At 71.1% G+C, this 13,707-nt stretch carries 11 protein-coding genes; 8 read left to right on the forward strand and 3 right to left on the reverse strand.

The features are described 5' to 3' along the window. Positions 1-84: 84 nt before the first annotated feature. Genes DVK44_RS18485 through DVK44_RS18515 form a run of 7 tightly spaced genes read left to right on the forward strand, consistent with a single transcriptional unit; the run spans position 85 to position 6,546 of the window. Complete coding sequence (locus DVK44_RS18485) at positions 85-921, forward strand: sugar phosphate isomerase/epimerase family protein (RefSeq protein ID WP_114660645.1); 837 nt, start codon at positions 85-87, stop codon at positions 919-921. Then, entirely contained in the window at positions 918-1,850 is a 933-nt protein-coding gene (locus tag DVK44_RS18490) for a Gfo/Idh/MocA family oxidoreductase (protein WP_114660646.1), read from the forward strand. Before DVK44_RS18485 ends, DVK44_RS18490 begins: the two co-directional genes overlap by 4 nt. Next, the gene (locus DVK44_RS18495) at positions 1,801-3,027 is read left to right on the forward strand and encodes a methionine adenosyltransferase (protein WP_114660647.1); all 1,227 of its coding nucleotides are present in this window, start codon (positions 1,801-1,803) and stop codon (positions 3,025-3,027) included. Before DVK44_RS18490 ends, DVK44_RS18495 begins: the two co-directional genes overlap by 50 nt. Further along, a complete protein-coding gene (locus DVK44_RS18500; protein ID WP_114660648.1) occupies positions 3,024-3,911 on the forward strand; it encodes a phosphoenolpyruvate carboxykinase (ATP) in 888 nt (295 codons plus the stop codon). Before DVK44_RS18495 ends, DVK44_RS18500 begins: the two co-directional genes overlap by 4 nt. After that, the gene (locus tag DVK44_RS18505) at positions 3,908-4,969 is read left to right on the forward strand and encodes a hypothetical protein (RefSeq protein WP_114660649.1); all 1,062 of its coding nucleotides are present in this window, start codon (positions 3,908-3,910) and stop codon (positions 4,967-4,969) included. Before DVK44_RS18500 ends, DVK44_RS18505 begins: the two co-directional genes overlap by 4 nt. Further along, positions 4,969-5,718: a coenzyme F420-0:L-glutamate ligase gene (locus DVK44_RS18510; protein ID WP_269439624.1), complete on the forward strand. Its 750-nt coding sequence runs from the start codon at positions 4,969-4,971 to the stop codon at positions 5,716-5,718. Before DVK44_RS18505 ends, DVK44_RS18510 begins: the two co-directional genes overlap by 1 nt. 12 nt (positions 5,719-5,730) lie before the next feature. Further along, a complete protein-coding gene (locus DVK44_RS18515) occupies positions 5,731-6,546 on the forward strand; it encodes a shikimate dehydrogenase (RefSeq protein WP_114660651.1) in 816 nt (271 codons plus the stop codon). 526 nt (positions 6,547-7,072) lie between these two features. Here the strand turns inward: DVK44_RS18515 and DVK44_RS37180 are convergent. Then, on the reverse strand, positions 7,073-8,203 hold the full coding sequence (locus DVK44_RS37180; RefSeq protein WP_228447241.1) for a hypothetical protein: 1,131 nt from the start codon (positions 8,201-8,203) through the stop codon (positions 7,073-7,075). Between the two features lie 115 nt (positions 8,204-8,318). Beyond that, positions 8,319-11,048: an MMPL family transporter gene (locus tag DVK44_RS18530; protein ID WP_162793947.1), complete on the reverse strand. Its 2,730-nt coding sequence runs from the start codon at positions 11,046-11,048 to the stop codon at positions 8,319-8,321. A 269-nt stretch (positions 11,049-11,317) separates the two neighbouring features. Here DVK44_RS18530 and DVK44_RS18535 point away from each other — a divergent pair, with 269 nt between their 5' ends. Continuing rightward, complete coding sequence (locus DVK44_RS18535; RefSeq protein ID WP_114660654.1) at positions 11,318-12,226, forward strand: phosphatidylinositol-specific phospholipase C; 909 nt, start codon at positions 11,318-11,320, stop codon at positions 12,224-12,226. Positions 12,227-12,299: 73 nt separating this feature from the next. Here DVK44_RS18535 and DVK44_RS18540 read toward each other — a convergent pair whose 3' ends face one another. Then, positions 12,300-13,706 (reverse strand): sensor histidine kinase, encoded by a 1,407-nt coding sequence (locus DVK44_RS18540; protein ID WP_114665256.1) that lies wholly within the window; start codon positions 13,704-13,706, stop codon positions 12,300-12,302. Position 13,707: the final 1 nt, after the last annotated feature.

A 13,707-nucleotide genomic window follows, 5' to 3' on the forward strand; every position in this document is an offset into this window, starting at 1 on the left:
TCCCGACTCCGCCCCCGCCCGGCGGCGGTGAGTAGGTCCCCGGCCCCGCTGTCTCAAGCGCAGACATCGACAAGGAGAAACCCCGTGCAGGGAATCACCGTGCTCAACCCCGACGAACTGGGGCAGGACCCCGCTGTCGGCATGGATCTGGCCCTCGTGCTGGGCGTGGGGCACCTGGAGATCCGTACGGCCTACGGTTCGAACGCCCTCGTCCTGAGCGACGCGCGGCTTCGCGAGATCCGGCGGCTGGCCGACGAACGGGGGCTGCGCGTGGCGGCGCTGGCGTCCCCGCTGTGGAAGTGGTGCCGTCCCGAGGCTGTGCCCGGCAGGGTCGACAGCTTCGGCTTTCCCACTCAGGTCCCGGCCGACGACCGGGCACGCTGGGTGGACCGCGCGCTCGCCGTCGCCGGCATCCTGGGCACCGACCGCGTCCGCGTCTTCTCCCACCTGTCCGTGGGCGAGGAGACGGAGACGTTCCGGGACGACCCGCTGCTGACGTACGCCCTCAAGGCCGCGGAACGGGCCGGGGTGCGGCTGCTGCTGGAGAACGAGCCGGTGTGCACGATCACCGAACCGGCGCAGCTCTTGGAGGTGCTCCGCGAGCACACCGGGCTGGGACTCTGGCTCGACCTGGGGAATCTGTACGAGGCCGGGCACGGCACGGCGGAAGCCGTCGAAGCCCTCGCCCCGTACGTCGAGTACGTCCATGCCAAGGACTACGTGCCGCGCGACGACGGCAGGAAGCGGTTCGTGGCGGCGGGTGACGGCGATGTGCCGTACGCGGACCTGCTTCCCGTCCTGCACCGGGTACGGCCGGTGCTGCCGTACGCGCTGGAGACGCACGTACGGGAGACTCCGGGCGAGGCGCTGACGCGTGGCGCGGCCTTCCTGCGCGGCGCCGTCCCGGGCGGCCTGGCGTGAGGCGGGTTCTGCTCATCGGCTCCGGGGAGGTCGGAGCCAAGCACACCGAGGCCCTGAACCGCACCGACGGGATGGACCTGGTGGGCGTCGCCGACCCCTCTCCAGTCGTTGCCCCACCTGCCGGGGTGCCGCTGTTCGCACAGTGGGGGAACGCGCTCGGACAACTCGCACCGGACGTTGTCGTGGTGGCTGCGCCACCCGTCACCGCTCTGGTGGCTGCCCGGGCCGCCGCGCGGGCCGGCGCGACCGTCCTCGTGGAGAAGCCGGTCACACTCAACCCCGCCGACCTGGCACCGGCACTGGAAGACCGGCGGATCTTCGTCGCCTTCCAGCCGCACTTCGCCCCCGGGCTCGCCGGGCTGCTCGACCAGGCGCCGCCGGTTCGGCGGGCCACGGTGACACTGGTGTGCCGCCGGGACCGCGCCTACTACCGGAGCTGGCGCACCCGGTACGCCACCGCCGGGGGCATCCTGCACCAGCAGGCGATCCACGGACTGGCCCTCGCCCTGCGCCTGCTGGCACCCGCGCCGATTACCTCCTGCACCGCCGAGGTACGCCGTGTCCGGCAGTGGGCCGAATCCGAGGACCGCATCACCGCGACGGTGGCGTTCGAGGGCGGCGCACTCCTGACGGTGGACGCTCGGGTCGACAGCGACGAGCCTCGGCGTCACGACGTGAGCGTGCACCTGGACGACGGGCGGCAGGTGCACGTGCGCGGCCGGAATCTCGAAGCCGGCCTCGGCAGGCCGCAGTCCGCCCCCAGCGATCTGGCGCTGCGCCAGACCATGTACCGGTCATTGCCCGCCGGTGACACCGGTCCGCGCCATCCGTCCCTGTTCCCGCTTCCTCAGCTCCGCCGCACCCTGGAGGTCATCGATTGTGCCTACCGCAACGCGCGCACCGTTTCTGAGGCCGGTACTGCCACATGACCTCGATGTCGAGGTCGTCGAGCGCAAAGGCGTCGGGCACCCGGACACCCTCGCCGACTCCATCGCCGAGCTGGCCTCGATCCGCTACAGCGACTACTGCCTGAGCGAGTTCGGCGCCGTCCTGCACCACAACCTCGACAAGGTGGCCGTCCTCGGCGGTCGCGCCCGATTCGGTGACACCGACGGCATGTACGACCGCCCCGTACGGGTGATCTTCGGCGGCCGGATCTCCAAGACCTTCGGCGGACGTGCGATCCCTGTGCGCGACATCCTCGAGAACGCCGCCGCCGAGCAACTGCGCACCGCCCTGCCGGGGTTCGAGCGGATCACCTGGCAGGTCCGGCACGAGACGACCGACTCCTCCAAGTTCGAGCGCTGGTTCGCCCCTCGTGGCCTGGCGGACCTGCCGGAGCGCCCTACGGCCTTCTCCAACGACACCGCGTTCCTCGTCGGCACGGCACGGCGCACCACGGCCGAGACCGTAGCGCTGCTCACCGAGGCATGGTTCCGCCGGCAGCCGTGGGCGGGCAGCGATATCAAGGCCCTGGTCATCCGCGACGGGCACGCACTGACGGTCACCGTGTGCGTCCCGGCCGTGGCCGGACACCTGGCAAGCAGCGCGGAGTTCGAGGACGCCGTCAGCGACGCCGCCCAGGAACTCACCACCCAGCTCCTCAACCGCTCGCCCGGTCCGGTCAAGGTCGTGTGCAACACCCGCGACAGCCGCTCGGGCCCGCTGTCGGGCCAGTACTTCACCGTCTCCGGATCGGCGATCGACTACGGCGAAGACGGGCTGGTCGGCCGGGGCAACGCCCGTTCCGGTCTGATCACACCCGGGCAGCAGGCCGGCAACGAAGCCCTGTTCGGGAAGAATCCCGCCTATCACGTCGGCAAGGTCGGCGGGTGGCTCGTCGACGAGGCGAGCCGCACGCTCGCCGAGAAGACCGGCAGGCCGTGCCGTATCGCGGTGATGTGGCGCAACGGGAGCCCCTACCCGGAGCCCGCCTCGCTCGACATCACCACCGCGGCCCTCGCCCCGTCCGGCACCGAGCTGGTGCGCGATGTGCTGCGCCGCACCGACTGGGTGCCCGATCTCGTGGACAACCAGCGCTACGTGCCCACCGTTCTGCCCGCAGCCGACCTGCTGGCCGAACTCGGCCCGCCCACGCTGCCGTGACCCCGACCGCCGTGGCGACCGGCCACCTCACCGCTGTCCTGGGGCTTCCTCCGGGGCTGGACACAGGCCCGGCCGCCACGGCGGCCAACCGGCTTCCCGGCGGCTGGTACCTGTCCGTCCCGGGCCCCGAGAGCCGGGACTGTCCGGCCGTGACGGTGACCTACGCCGAAGCGGAGCCCACCGTCGCCGTGGACGGACAGACGGTCCGCATGAGCCTCCCCCGGCCTGTGGCCCGCTCCTCGACGCTGGCCTACACGACGTACACCGCCCTGGAACGGGCCCGCCAGCAGCGGCACATGCTCACCCTCCACGCCAACGCGGCCGTCACGCCCAGCGGGCGCGGCGTCCTGCTGCTGGGCAACAAGGGCGCGGGCAAGACCAGCGTGACACTGGCCCTCGGCGCCCGCGGCTGGACCCACGCCGGTGACGACTTGACCGTCCTGGCCGAGAACGACGCGGAGCTGCTGATCCTGCCGGGCAAGGCGACCGCCGCCGTCCGCCCGCAGGACCCGCAGCTGTGGCAGTCCCCGAAGCCCATCGTCGGCCTCACCCCCTTCCTCCGCGTCCCCGTTCCCCTGGCAGGGGTCATCCGCCTCATCGTCCATCCCGCCGTCCCCCGCCCGCTGCTGGTGTCGGCCACGCCGTTCTCCGCGAACGAACAGCTCCGCCTCCACGAGGCCCTCGCCCGGTACATCAGCGGACTCCCCACCCCGCTGACCGGCCCCACCGGGGCGCCGTACGGACCGGTCTGGCCGCTGGACGACGTCCCGCTCGCCCGCTGGCGGACCCACCTGATCGCACGGCTCCAACAGCACCAGTACGGCTATCTGTACGCGCCCGACCCGCAGACCGCCGCCGACCTCATCACCGAGGAGTACGTGTGACGCCGAAGCCCGCCGCCGCGATCCTGCCCAGCCGGAACGAAGCCGCCACCGTCGCCGCCGTCGCCGCCGCGGTGGACAGCGCGCTGGACGACGCGCGGGCGGTCATCGTGCACGCGGACTCATCCGACACCTCCCACACCGCCGACTCCTTCGCAGCCGTCTCCACGCTGGCCGGGACGGTCGGGCTGACCGGGCTGGAGCGGGGCAAGGGCGCCCAGATCCTTGCCGCCGCCCGGCTCGCGAAGATCGCCGACGCCGAAGTGGTGCTGATCGCCGACACCGACACCCGCGACCCGGACCCGGCCGTCCACCGCGCGCTGCTGGACCGGGTACGCGACGGGGCCGCTCTGGCGATCGCCGACTACCCGCGCCATTGGGACGAGGCGAACCTCACCAACCATCTCGCCCGGCCGCTGATCGCCGCGACCACCGGACACGATGTTCCTCAACCGCTGGCCGGAGACCTCGCCGTCTCCCGCGAGGCCCTGGCCACCGCCGTACGGGCCGCCGCCGCGCTGCCCGCCGAACTGGCGGTGTGCACGAACGGGTACGGCATCGATGCCTTCCTGCTGCTGACCGCCGCCGCGACCGGCCCCGTCACCTCCGTACGGATCGACGAGCCCAAACGGCATGCCGGGTCCTTCGGTCACCTCCCGGCCATCTTCCACCAGGCCGTCCCGGTGCTGCTGCACCTGACCGCCGCGTGGAGCCGGTCGCCCGCACCGTCCGTCGGCCGCCCGGTCGTCTACCGGGCCGCCGACCGCGCGCTGTCGCCCGACCGGGTTCAGACCATGCTGACCGCGCTGGGCGGCCTCGCGCCGCTCCCGGACGGATACGATGGCGAGCCCTGGCCGCTGCCCGTCGCGGGAGCCTGGCGCGCTGTCAACTCCGGTACCGCACCCGCCGATGCGACCCGCCAGTTGTGGCCGCACTATCTGCACCGCGTCCGTGACTGGCTCGTCAGCGGGCACCACGCCACCACCCGGCAGAGGGCCCAGGCGCTCGCCGCCGCACACGACCGTCTGCACACCGTTCTCGTCCCCGCAGGAGCTTCGTGATGACCACCCCCACCTCCGGCTTCTCCGCCTTCGCCCTGGAACCCTTCCCCGAACTCCAGCCCGGCACCGATCTGGCCAGTGCCATCACCGACACCCTCACGCGCACCGGCACCGCCCTCCGGACCGGGGACATCGTGGTGGTGGCCAGCAAGGTCGTGTCCATCGCGGAGAAGCGCTACGTCGATCTGGCCGGCATCAGCCCGTCGCCCGAGGCCGTGGAGCTGTCCGCCAGGACGGGCAAGCCCGCCGAGGTCGTGCAGCTCATCCTGGACAACTCCACCGAGCACTTCCTGGCCACCGAACGCGGACCGATCATCGCCCGGCACACCCTCGGCCACCAGCTCACCTCGGCCGGGATCGACCGCGCCGGTACCGAGGGCGCATGGCTGCTGCCGGCAGACCCGGACTCCTCCGCCCGCGCCCTGCGCGATGCCCTGATCACCCACACCGGCGCGGACGTGGCCGTCGTCGTCGCCGACTCCGACGGCCGCGCCGACCGGCGTGGGGCGACCTGCATTTCCATCGGCGCCGCCGGGGTGGCACCCCTACGGATCACCGAGCACGACGGCAAGCGGCAGGAGGAGACCCTGACCGACATGATCGCCGCCGCGGCCGGAATCATCCTGGGCCAGCGAGGCCGCGGCGTCCCCGTTGCCGTCCTGCGCGGCATCGGCTACACCCCGTTCTCCGACGAGGGCGTGACCGCCATGCTTCACCACACCCCCGCTTCACCACGCCCCCACTCATGAGCGCCCCTCGCGATGAAGCAGCTAGCCGTACTCGGATCACCCATCGGCCAGGCACTCTCCCCGGTGCTTCACCGTGCCGCGTACCAGGCCCTCGGCCTGAACTGGACCTACGGAGCCCGCGACTGCACCCCCGATCGACTGGCCGCCTTCCTCGCCTCCCTCGACGACACATGGGCCGGCCTGTCGCTGACCATGCCGCTCAAGCGCACTGTTGTCCCGCTCCTCGACCGGGTGTCGGACACGGTGGTGCGGATTGGAGCGGCGAACACCATCGTCGTGACGGATGGCCGGCTCATCGGGGAGAACACCGACCTGTACGGCATGGTGCAGGCACTTCGCGAAGCGGGCACGGCGGCGCCGGCCGACGCCACAGTGCTCGGCGCCGGAGCGACCGCCTGCACAGCACTGGCTGCTGCCCGCGAGCTGGGCTGTGATCAAGCCACCGTGATCGCCCGCGATGCCGGACGGGCCCGTCCGGCCCTTGAGTCCACAGGCGAACGGATCGGCATCAGAGTTCGAGTCGAGCCTTGGGCCGCCGCGGTGGATCACCTCTCCGCCGACCTGGTCGTCTCCGCTCTGCCGCCCCGCGCCGCCGACGCTCTCGCGCCACTCTGGGCGCAGACACGCGCCTCAGGCACCCTCATGGATGTCGTCTACCGCCCCTGGCCCACCGCGCTCGCTCATGCTGCCGAGGGGGCGGGACGGCGTGTCGTGGGCGGGCTGCCCATGCTCGTGCACCAAGCCGCCCGGCAGGTCACACTCCAGACCGGCCGGCTCACACCGCCGATCGACAAGATGCTGCATGCCGCTACGGCTGCCCTGGCCTGAGAGGACGAGAGTCCGGGAGGGCGCGAGACGCGCTTGGGGTGGTTGGTGGCTGATGTCTTTCGGCTGGTGGGGGACTTGTGCGGGGGTGTCGGTGGGGGATGCGAGACTCGGGGCTATGGTGCTCGGCGATCTCAAGGGCGACCCGCACCGCCGTCTGACCTGGGCGCACGCGGACGCGATGGTTGAGGCGTTGCCGATGTCGTGCGTGAGGTGATCTACGGCGAGGTCCCTGGTGTCAGGAACACTGGGGCCGGTTGGTGGGTTCCTTCAAGAGGGCTCAGGGCAGGCGGAGTTGAGATCCGTGAAGCTCAGGGCGTCGGGTTGGAAGCGGGCTGAGGCGTATTTGACTCGGGTAGAACTCCGGGCAACCCAGGAAGGGGAAGGGGATGTGCCGATGACTGATATCTGGACCATCGTCGCCGCGTTAGCGGTCCTCAATGTGGCGGGCTTCCTCGTGGCGGTGGCGTTCGTCAATCTGCACCGCATTCGATGTCGTCGCCGCAGGTGAGGGGGCGTCAGTCGCCAGTCACCAGCCGCCGCCACCGCCTCCGCCTCCGCCGAAGTCGCCTCCCCCGCTGAAGCCGCCTCCACCGCCACCTCCGCCGCCTCCGCTGCTTCCGCCGCCGTGGCTGGTGATGTAGTCGATGGCGATGCCCACGGCAATGTCGCTGTTGCTCGCGCCGTGATCGCTCGTGTTTCCGCCGCCGGAGGAGCTGCCGTCGTGTGAGCCGGAGCGGCTGTTTGCGCGGGGCGTTGTGTGGGGAGTGGTGCGCCTTCGCCTGGTGCGCGGGCGGGGGGCCGGTGGTGTCCACATCTCTGTGGCCACCGCGGCCCACCAATCCGTGAACGTCATCGGCGCGCCCGCGTCGCGGCACTCCTTCCTGACCCGGGCGCGGGCCCGGGCGTCCCACTTGAGCTTGCCGCTCCGGGGATGGAGGCCCAATTCACGCAATTTTGAGTACAGTTGGCGCGCGGTCAAGGGCTCTTCTGATTCGGCCGGAGACGCGGGCAGCGGGGTCACATCGCAGCGGTACACCAGGATGGCCCCGGGCTTCGCGTTCGTCTCGGCCGCCCTGCTGGTGTAGTTCCACACGGGCTGGTCGGCGAACTGGAGGGCCACCTCGCGACGCTGTTCCGCTTCCCGGGCCCGGGAAGCGATCTCGGCCTGTTCTTCGGCCTTGAGGTCCGAGATCCGCTGTGCGATCTCCACGCGTACGGAGCGGTACGCCTTGGTCGCCGGCTCCGTGGCCGCGAGGAAGGCGCGTTGTGCGTCCTCCGACCGTACGGTGGCCCTGCGTCGCCAACCCGGCAGGGGGACGGGGCGCCCCAACCGGTCCCAGCGCGCGCGGTGTTCGTACAGATCCACGGTGATGCTCCGGCCGCCGTGGGCGCGGTAGAGCGCTTCGACCGCGCGGGAGAGCGTGTCGAGGTAGGTGCGTTCGGCGGCGGCCCAGCGCGTCAGGTCCGCTTCTGTGCAGCGCAGATTCTTGTCTCTGTCGATGCTGCGGTGGTAGGCGCGGTAGACGTGGACGCTGTCCTCGAACGCGAAGGACACGCTCGGGATGAACCTCACCCCGCACATTCCCCTGGTATCCAGGCGAATTTCGGCCAGATCCATCCGGACCAGCTCTTCCGCGGCCAGGTCCGATTCCGCCACGACCACCACCCCCACAAGCGCGCGGCCCGCTCCGACCACAGCCGCCGCCGGCCCGTGCCCCCGGGCGGCGGTCGTGGTCCCCGTATCTTCACCATAGCCGTCCGTAACCTCGGTGTCAGGAAGGGCGGTTGCGGGCCTCGTTGGTCTTCCTGACCTGGCTGGGCAGGATGAACGCGTTGACCAGCCAGCCGATTCCCCCGAGTCCCACGGTGCACAGATAGAGCACGCCGAGCCGGGTCTTCCCCAGGTAGAAGTGGTGCGCCCCGAACAGGCCGAGGGGGAACCACCAGAGGTACGCCATGCCGAGTGATGCCTGGCGGACGGCTGCCGGTGTCGGTGCCTGGGCCTCCGGCGACGGTGTTTCCGGCCGTACCTCGGGCTTCGTCCGCGGCTTGTTCAGGACCGCGGTGGCCGTGAAGGGCCCCGGTTCCGGGTGGTGGTTCCGGGGGAGCGGGATCGGCAGCGGCTCCATCCGTACAGGTGATGTCGGCGCCGGCTCCGGCGCCGCCGGCAGCACCGTTTCGTGCAGACCAATGTGGCCGTGTACGCGCTTGAGCCACGCCGGTGCCCACCAGTTGCCCTCGCCCAGCAGCGTCATGACCGCGGGCACCAGGACACACCGTACGACCGTGGCGTCCAGGGCCACCGCGAGGGCCAGGCCCAGGCCGAGCTGCTGGATCGCGCCCATGCTGCCGGTGACGAAGCAGCCGAAGACGATGACCATCAGCAGTCCGGCCGACGTGATGATCCTGCCCGAGTGCTGGAGGCCGCGCCGTACCGCCACGTCGGTCGGCAGGCCCTCGGCCACGTACTCCTTGATCCGGCCGAGCAGGAACACCTCGTAGTCCATCGACAGGCCGAACGCGAAGGCGATGACGCACACCACCGTGAACGGGCTGAAGCCGTCGACGGTCAGCAGACCCAGCGGACCGGCGAGGAAGCCGTCCTGGAAGACCAGGGCCAGCAGACCGAACGTCGCACCCAGCGACAGTGTGTTCATGGCGATCGCGGTGAGCGGTACGACGATGGAGCCGGTCATCGCGAAGAGCAGGATGATCATCGCGATGAACGTCACCGCGATCGCCAGCGGCAGCCGGTCGGTGATCTGCTGGAGTACGTCGTCGAGGGCCGCCGCGGTGCCGGTCACCCACGACTGCCCGCCGCTCGGACGGTCGGCGCGGATCTGGTGCACCAGGTCCCGTGCCGTGGCGCCCTCGGGGTCACCGGCGGTGTCGATGCCGAGGGTGGCCAGCCCGGGGCCGGCCTCCTGCGCCGGGTAGACGCGGGTGACACCGGGGCGGTCCGCCCAGCGCCGCGCCCAGTCGTCCAGGGCGGCGGCGTCGGTACGGGCGACGACCGTGATGGTCGGGGTCGCGGGCAGGTCGAACCGGTCGGTGAGCTGGTCGGTGACCCGTACGGACTCCAGGGTCCTGGGGAGCGCCCCGGGGTCGCTGAGGTGCATCGACATCGACAGTACGGGGAGGCTCGCGGCGACCAGGGCCACGCCCGTGACCAGCATGGTGGTCACCGGACGGCGCTGGACGCGGCGGGCGAGCCCGGCGAAGACGCCCGTCTCGGAGGCGTCCACCGGTGCGCCCTGAGCCTGGGACTGCGCCTCGCCCCGCGCATGGACCTCGCCCCGCGCATGGACCTCGCCCCGCGCCTGGCCCTCGCCCCGCGCCTCGCCCCGCCGCTTACGCCGCTTCGCGGGCTTGATCCGCTTGTACGCGAAGCCGGTCAACGCCGCCGTCAGCGTCAGGGCCACCAGCATCGACGCCAGCGCGATCGCGACACCGGCCGCACCGACCGCCGCCAGCTCGGGGATGTCGAACATCAGCAGCCCGGTCAGCGCCGCGGCCACGGTCAGGGCGCTGAAGGTGATGGTCCGCCCCGCCGTCGCCCAGGAGCGGTTCAGCGCCTGCTCCGGACCGTAACCGGCCGCCAGCTCCTCGCGGTAGCGGGCGACGAGCAGCAGCCCGTAGTCGATGGACAGGCCCATCCCGAGGAGTGTCACCACCGTGACCGCGTCCGATGTGATGGAGGTGAACCGGGTGATGAGCAGCAGAATGGTCATCGAGGCCGCGATCGACACGACCGCGCCGAGCACCGGCAGTCCCGCCGCGATCACACCGCCGAAGATGAACACCAGCACGATCAGTGTGATCGGCAGCGACAGCGTCTCCGCGCCCAACAGGTCTTCGGACGCCCGCTCGTTGAGCTGCTTCTCCATGGCCGGCTCGCCCCCGACGGTCACCCGGGCGCCGGTCTGGCCGCTGTCCACGAGGGTCGCGGTGAAGGCGTGCAGGGTGTCCGTGAGCGCGTCGACAGTGGCGGCCTCCGCCTCCGCGTCCTTGGTCTCGTCCTTGGCCGCGTCGTTGTTCCCGCCGTCCTTCCCGCCCTTCCCGCCCTTCCCGTCCTTGCCGTCGGCCGGCCTGGACAGGGTGATCTGTACGAGCAGACCCCGCTTGTCCTTGGCCGTCAGCATCGCCGTCTCGGCCGCCGACAGCCCCGCGTCGTACGGAGTGACGACCTCGGCCACCCCGGCCACCCGCTGGAGTGTGCCCGCGAGGGACCGTACGTCCTCGCCCACCGCCGGGGCGGCCGTGTCGACGCCGTCGATGACACCGATGACGGTTCCGCCGCGCTCGCTCCCCTTGTCGAGTACGGCGCCGGCCTCGATCGACTCCATGGTTGACGAGCCGCTCGTGCTTGAGATCGAACTGAAGACCGGTCCCGCGCTCAGGACGCCGATCGCGACCGCGACCGCCCAGATCAGCAGCGTCTGCCAGCGGTGCCGGAAGCACCAGTTCCCGGTGCGGGCGATAAGCCCCTGAGCCTCAGCCATGGTTGATTCGACCGTCTCTCTGGTCTGCCGACCGTGTGTGGAGTGATGTGGTCGATCCTTCTCCGGGGCGGGGTGCCGGACCATGGGAGAACCGCCCGAGTGCGGGGTGGTGTTAACCCCACCGCCGCCCCCGGGTCAGCCGCAGACGGGGTACGCGTCAGGTGGTCAACTCGGCTTGCCTGAAAGGCTGTTCATGCGTGATGTGTTCCGGTCATAATCCGAGGGCCCGTACGCCCCGTTCGACCCCACGCGCCGCGGAGGCTCCTGCCATGGTCATGATCGACAGCTCAACTCCCGCACCCCAAAGCGGACTTGGACGGCGCGGCTTTCTCGCCGGCGCGCTCGCGGCGTCCGCCACCGCCCTTGTCGGGGTCGGTCTCGGCGCGAGCCCCGCCCATGCCGCCACGTACGACTGGATGGGCGGCTTCGCCGACTCCACCCCCGTGCAGCGGCTCACCATCCCGGGTACGCACAACGCCGGGGCGCAGGTCGGCGGGCTCTATGTGGCCTGCCAGAACACCAGCATCGCTGATCAACTCAACAGCGGCATAAGGTTTTTGGACATCCGGTGCCGGGCGATCGACGGCGTGTTCACCATTCACCACGCCGCGTTCTATCAGAACCTCAACTTCGGTGATGTCCTCATCGCCTGCCGGAACTTCCTCCGGGCCCGCCCCTCCGAGACCGTACTGATGCGCGTCAAGCAGGAGTACTCGTCGGTCAGCGACACCGAGTTCCGGCGGATCTTCGACACCTACCTCGACGACAAGGGCTGGCGCTCCCTCTTCCGGCTGGACGGCGGTCTGCCGACGCTCGGCCAGGCGCGCGGGCGCGTGGTGCTGCTCGGAGACAACGGAGGGCTGCCCGGCCTGCGGTACGGGGACGGCAACCTCTTCGACATCCAGGACGACTTCCAGGCCCTGCCCGTCGCCAAGTACCCCAAGATCGCGGCCCAGTTCCGCAAGGCCGTGCAGCAGCCGGGCAAGTTGTACATCAACTACGTCAGTACGGCCGCCTACTTGCCGCCCCGCTGGAACTCCGACCAGCTCAACCCACAGGTGCACAGCCTCCTCGACAGCTCCGAGGGGAACGCCTGGCGCGGGCTCGGGATCGTACCGTTGGACTTCCCGGCCACCCGGGCCGGACTGGTCGAGTCCCTCATCCGGCACAACGGCTGACCGGCACAACGGCTGAGGGACTCGACGGGCGCACGCGGCCCAAGGGCGGCCGGGCGGTATGGCAGTACAGCGGTCAGTACATGTCCGGCGGCGGCTTCGGCGCCCCCGGGATACGGATCACCGCCACCGTCCCGCCGCCCGCCGCATGCCGGAGCGCGACCTCGCCGCCCGTCTGCTGGACCGTACGGGCCACGATCGACAGCCCGAGCCCCGAGCCCGGCAGCGCCCGGGCCGACGAGGAACGCCAGAACCGCTCGAAGACATGCGGGAGTTCCTCGGCCGGGATACCGGGACCGTGGTCCCGTACGGTCAGCTCGCCGCTCTTGCTCAGCGCCACCTCGATCGTGCCGCCGGCCGGGCTGAACTTCACCGCGTTGTCGAGGACGTTGACCAACGCCCGTTCCAGCGCGGCCGGTTCGGCCCGTACGAACCACGGGTTCAGATCGGCGTCGATCGTCAGGTCCGGGCCGCGCAGCCGGGCCCGCTGGAGGGCGCTGGTCATGGTGTCGTGCAGAGCGATGACCTGGAGCGGGCCCGGATCGGCGGCGTCCGGCCGGGACAGCTCCTGCAAGTCACCGATGAGGGAGGCCAGTTCGGTCATCTGTGCCTTGACCGATGCCATGAGCGCCTTGCGGTCGTCGGGCGGGATCGCGCGGCCGGTCTCCTCGCTGCGGGCGAGCAGCTCGATGTTCGTACGGAGCGAGGTGAGCGGGGTCCGCAGCTCGTGCCCGGCGTCCGCGATCAGCTGCGACTGCCGGTCGCGGGAGGAGGCGAGCGCGGCGGTCATCGAGTTGAACGACCTTGAGAGCCGGGCGACTTCGTCCTCGCCCTCCACCGGGATCCGGACCGTGAGGTCCTCCGTACGGGCCATGTGCTCGACCGCGCGCGTCAGATCGTCGACCGGCCGCAGCCCGGCCCGCGCCACCCAGAGCCCGGCGGCGCCCGCGCCGATGACACCGACTCCGGCGACGGCCGCGAGCAGCAGCGCGAGCTGGTTGAGGGACGAGTCGATCTCGGCGAGGGGCCGTGACACCGAGACGGCGGCCTGGACACCACCGGCCCGCAGCGGGATCTGCTGGCGCTGGGTGAAGACCCGGACCTTGGCACCGCTGGCGGTCGTGCTGTTGTGCAGGGCGCTGCTCTCCGCGCCGCGCGCGACGTCGGTATCGTCCGACTGCACCGTCACCGGCTCCGAGTACGAGGCCACGCAGCGCGTGCCGTCGCTCAGGACCACCTGGATATAGGCGAACGAGGCCCTGTTGTCGCTGTTGCTGGGGGCGCCGCAGTTGCTGAGGGCGTCGCGTACGGCGTCCGGCGGCGCGGCGGTGTTCTGGAGGGAGGTGTCCAGCTCGCTCTCCAGCTGGTTGCGCGTCAGCACCCAGCACGCGCCGGCCGCCGCGGCGACCGCGACGGCCACGGCGGAGGCGACCAGCAGCGCGAGCCGGGAGCGCAGCGGGAGCGTACGGAGCCGGTCGATCACA

The organism is Streptomyces paludis (assembly GCF_003344965.1).
In the GTDB taxonomy this organism is placed as follows: domain Bacteria; phylum Actinomycetota; class Actinomycetes; order Streptomycetales; family Streptomycetaceae; genus Streptomyces; species Streptomyces paludis.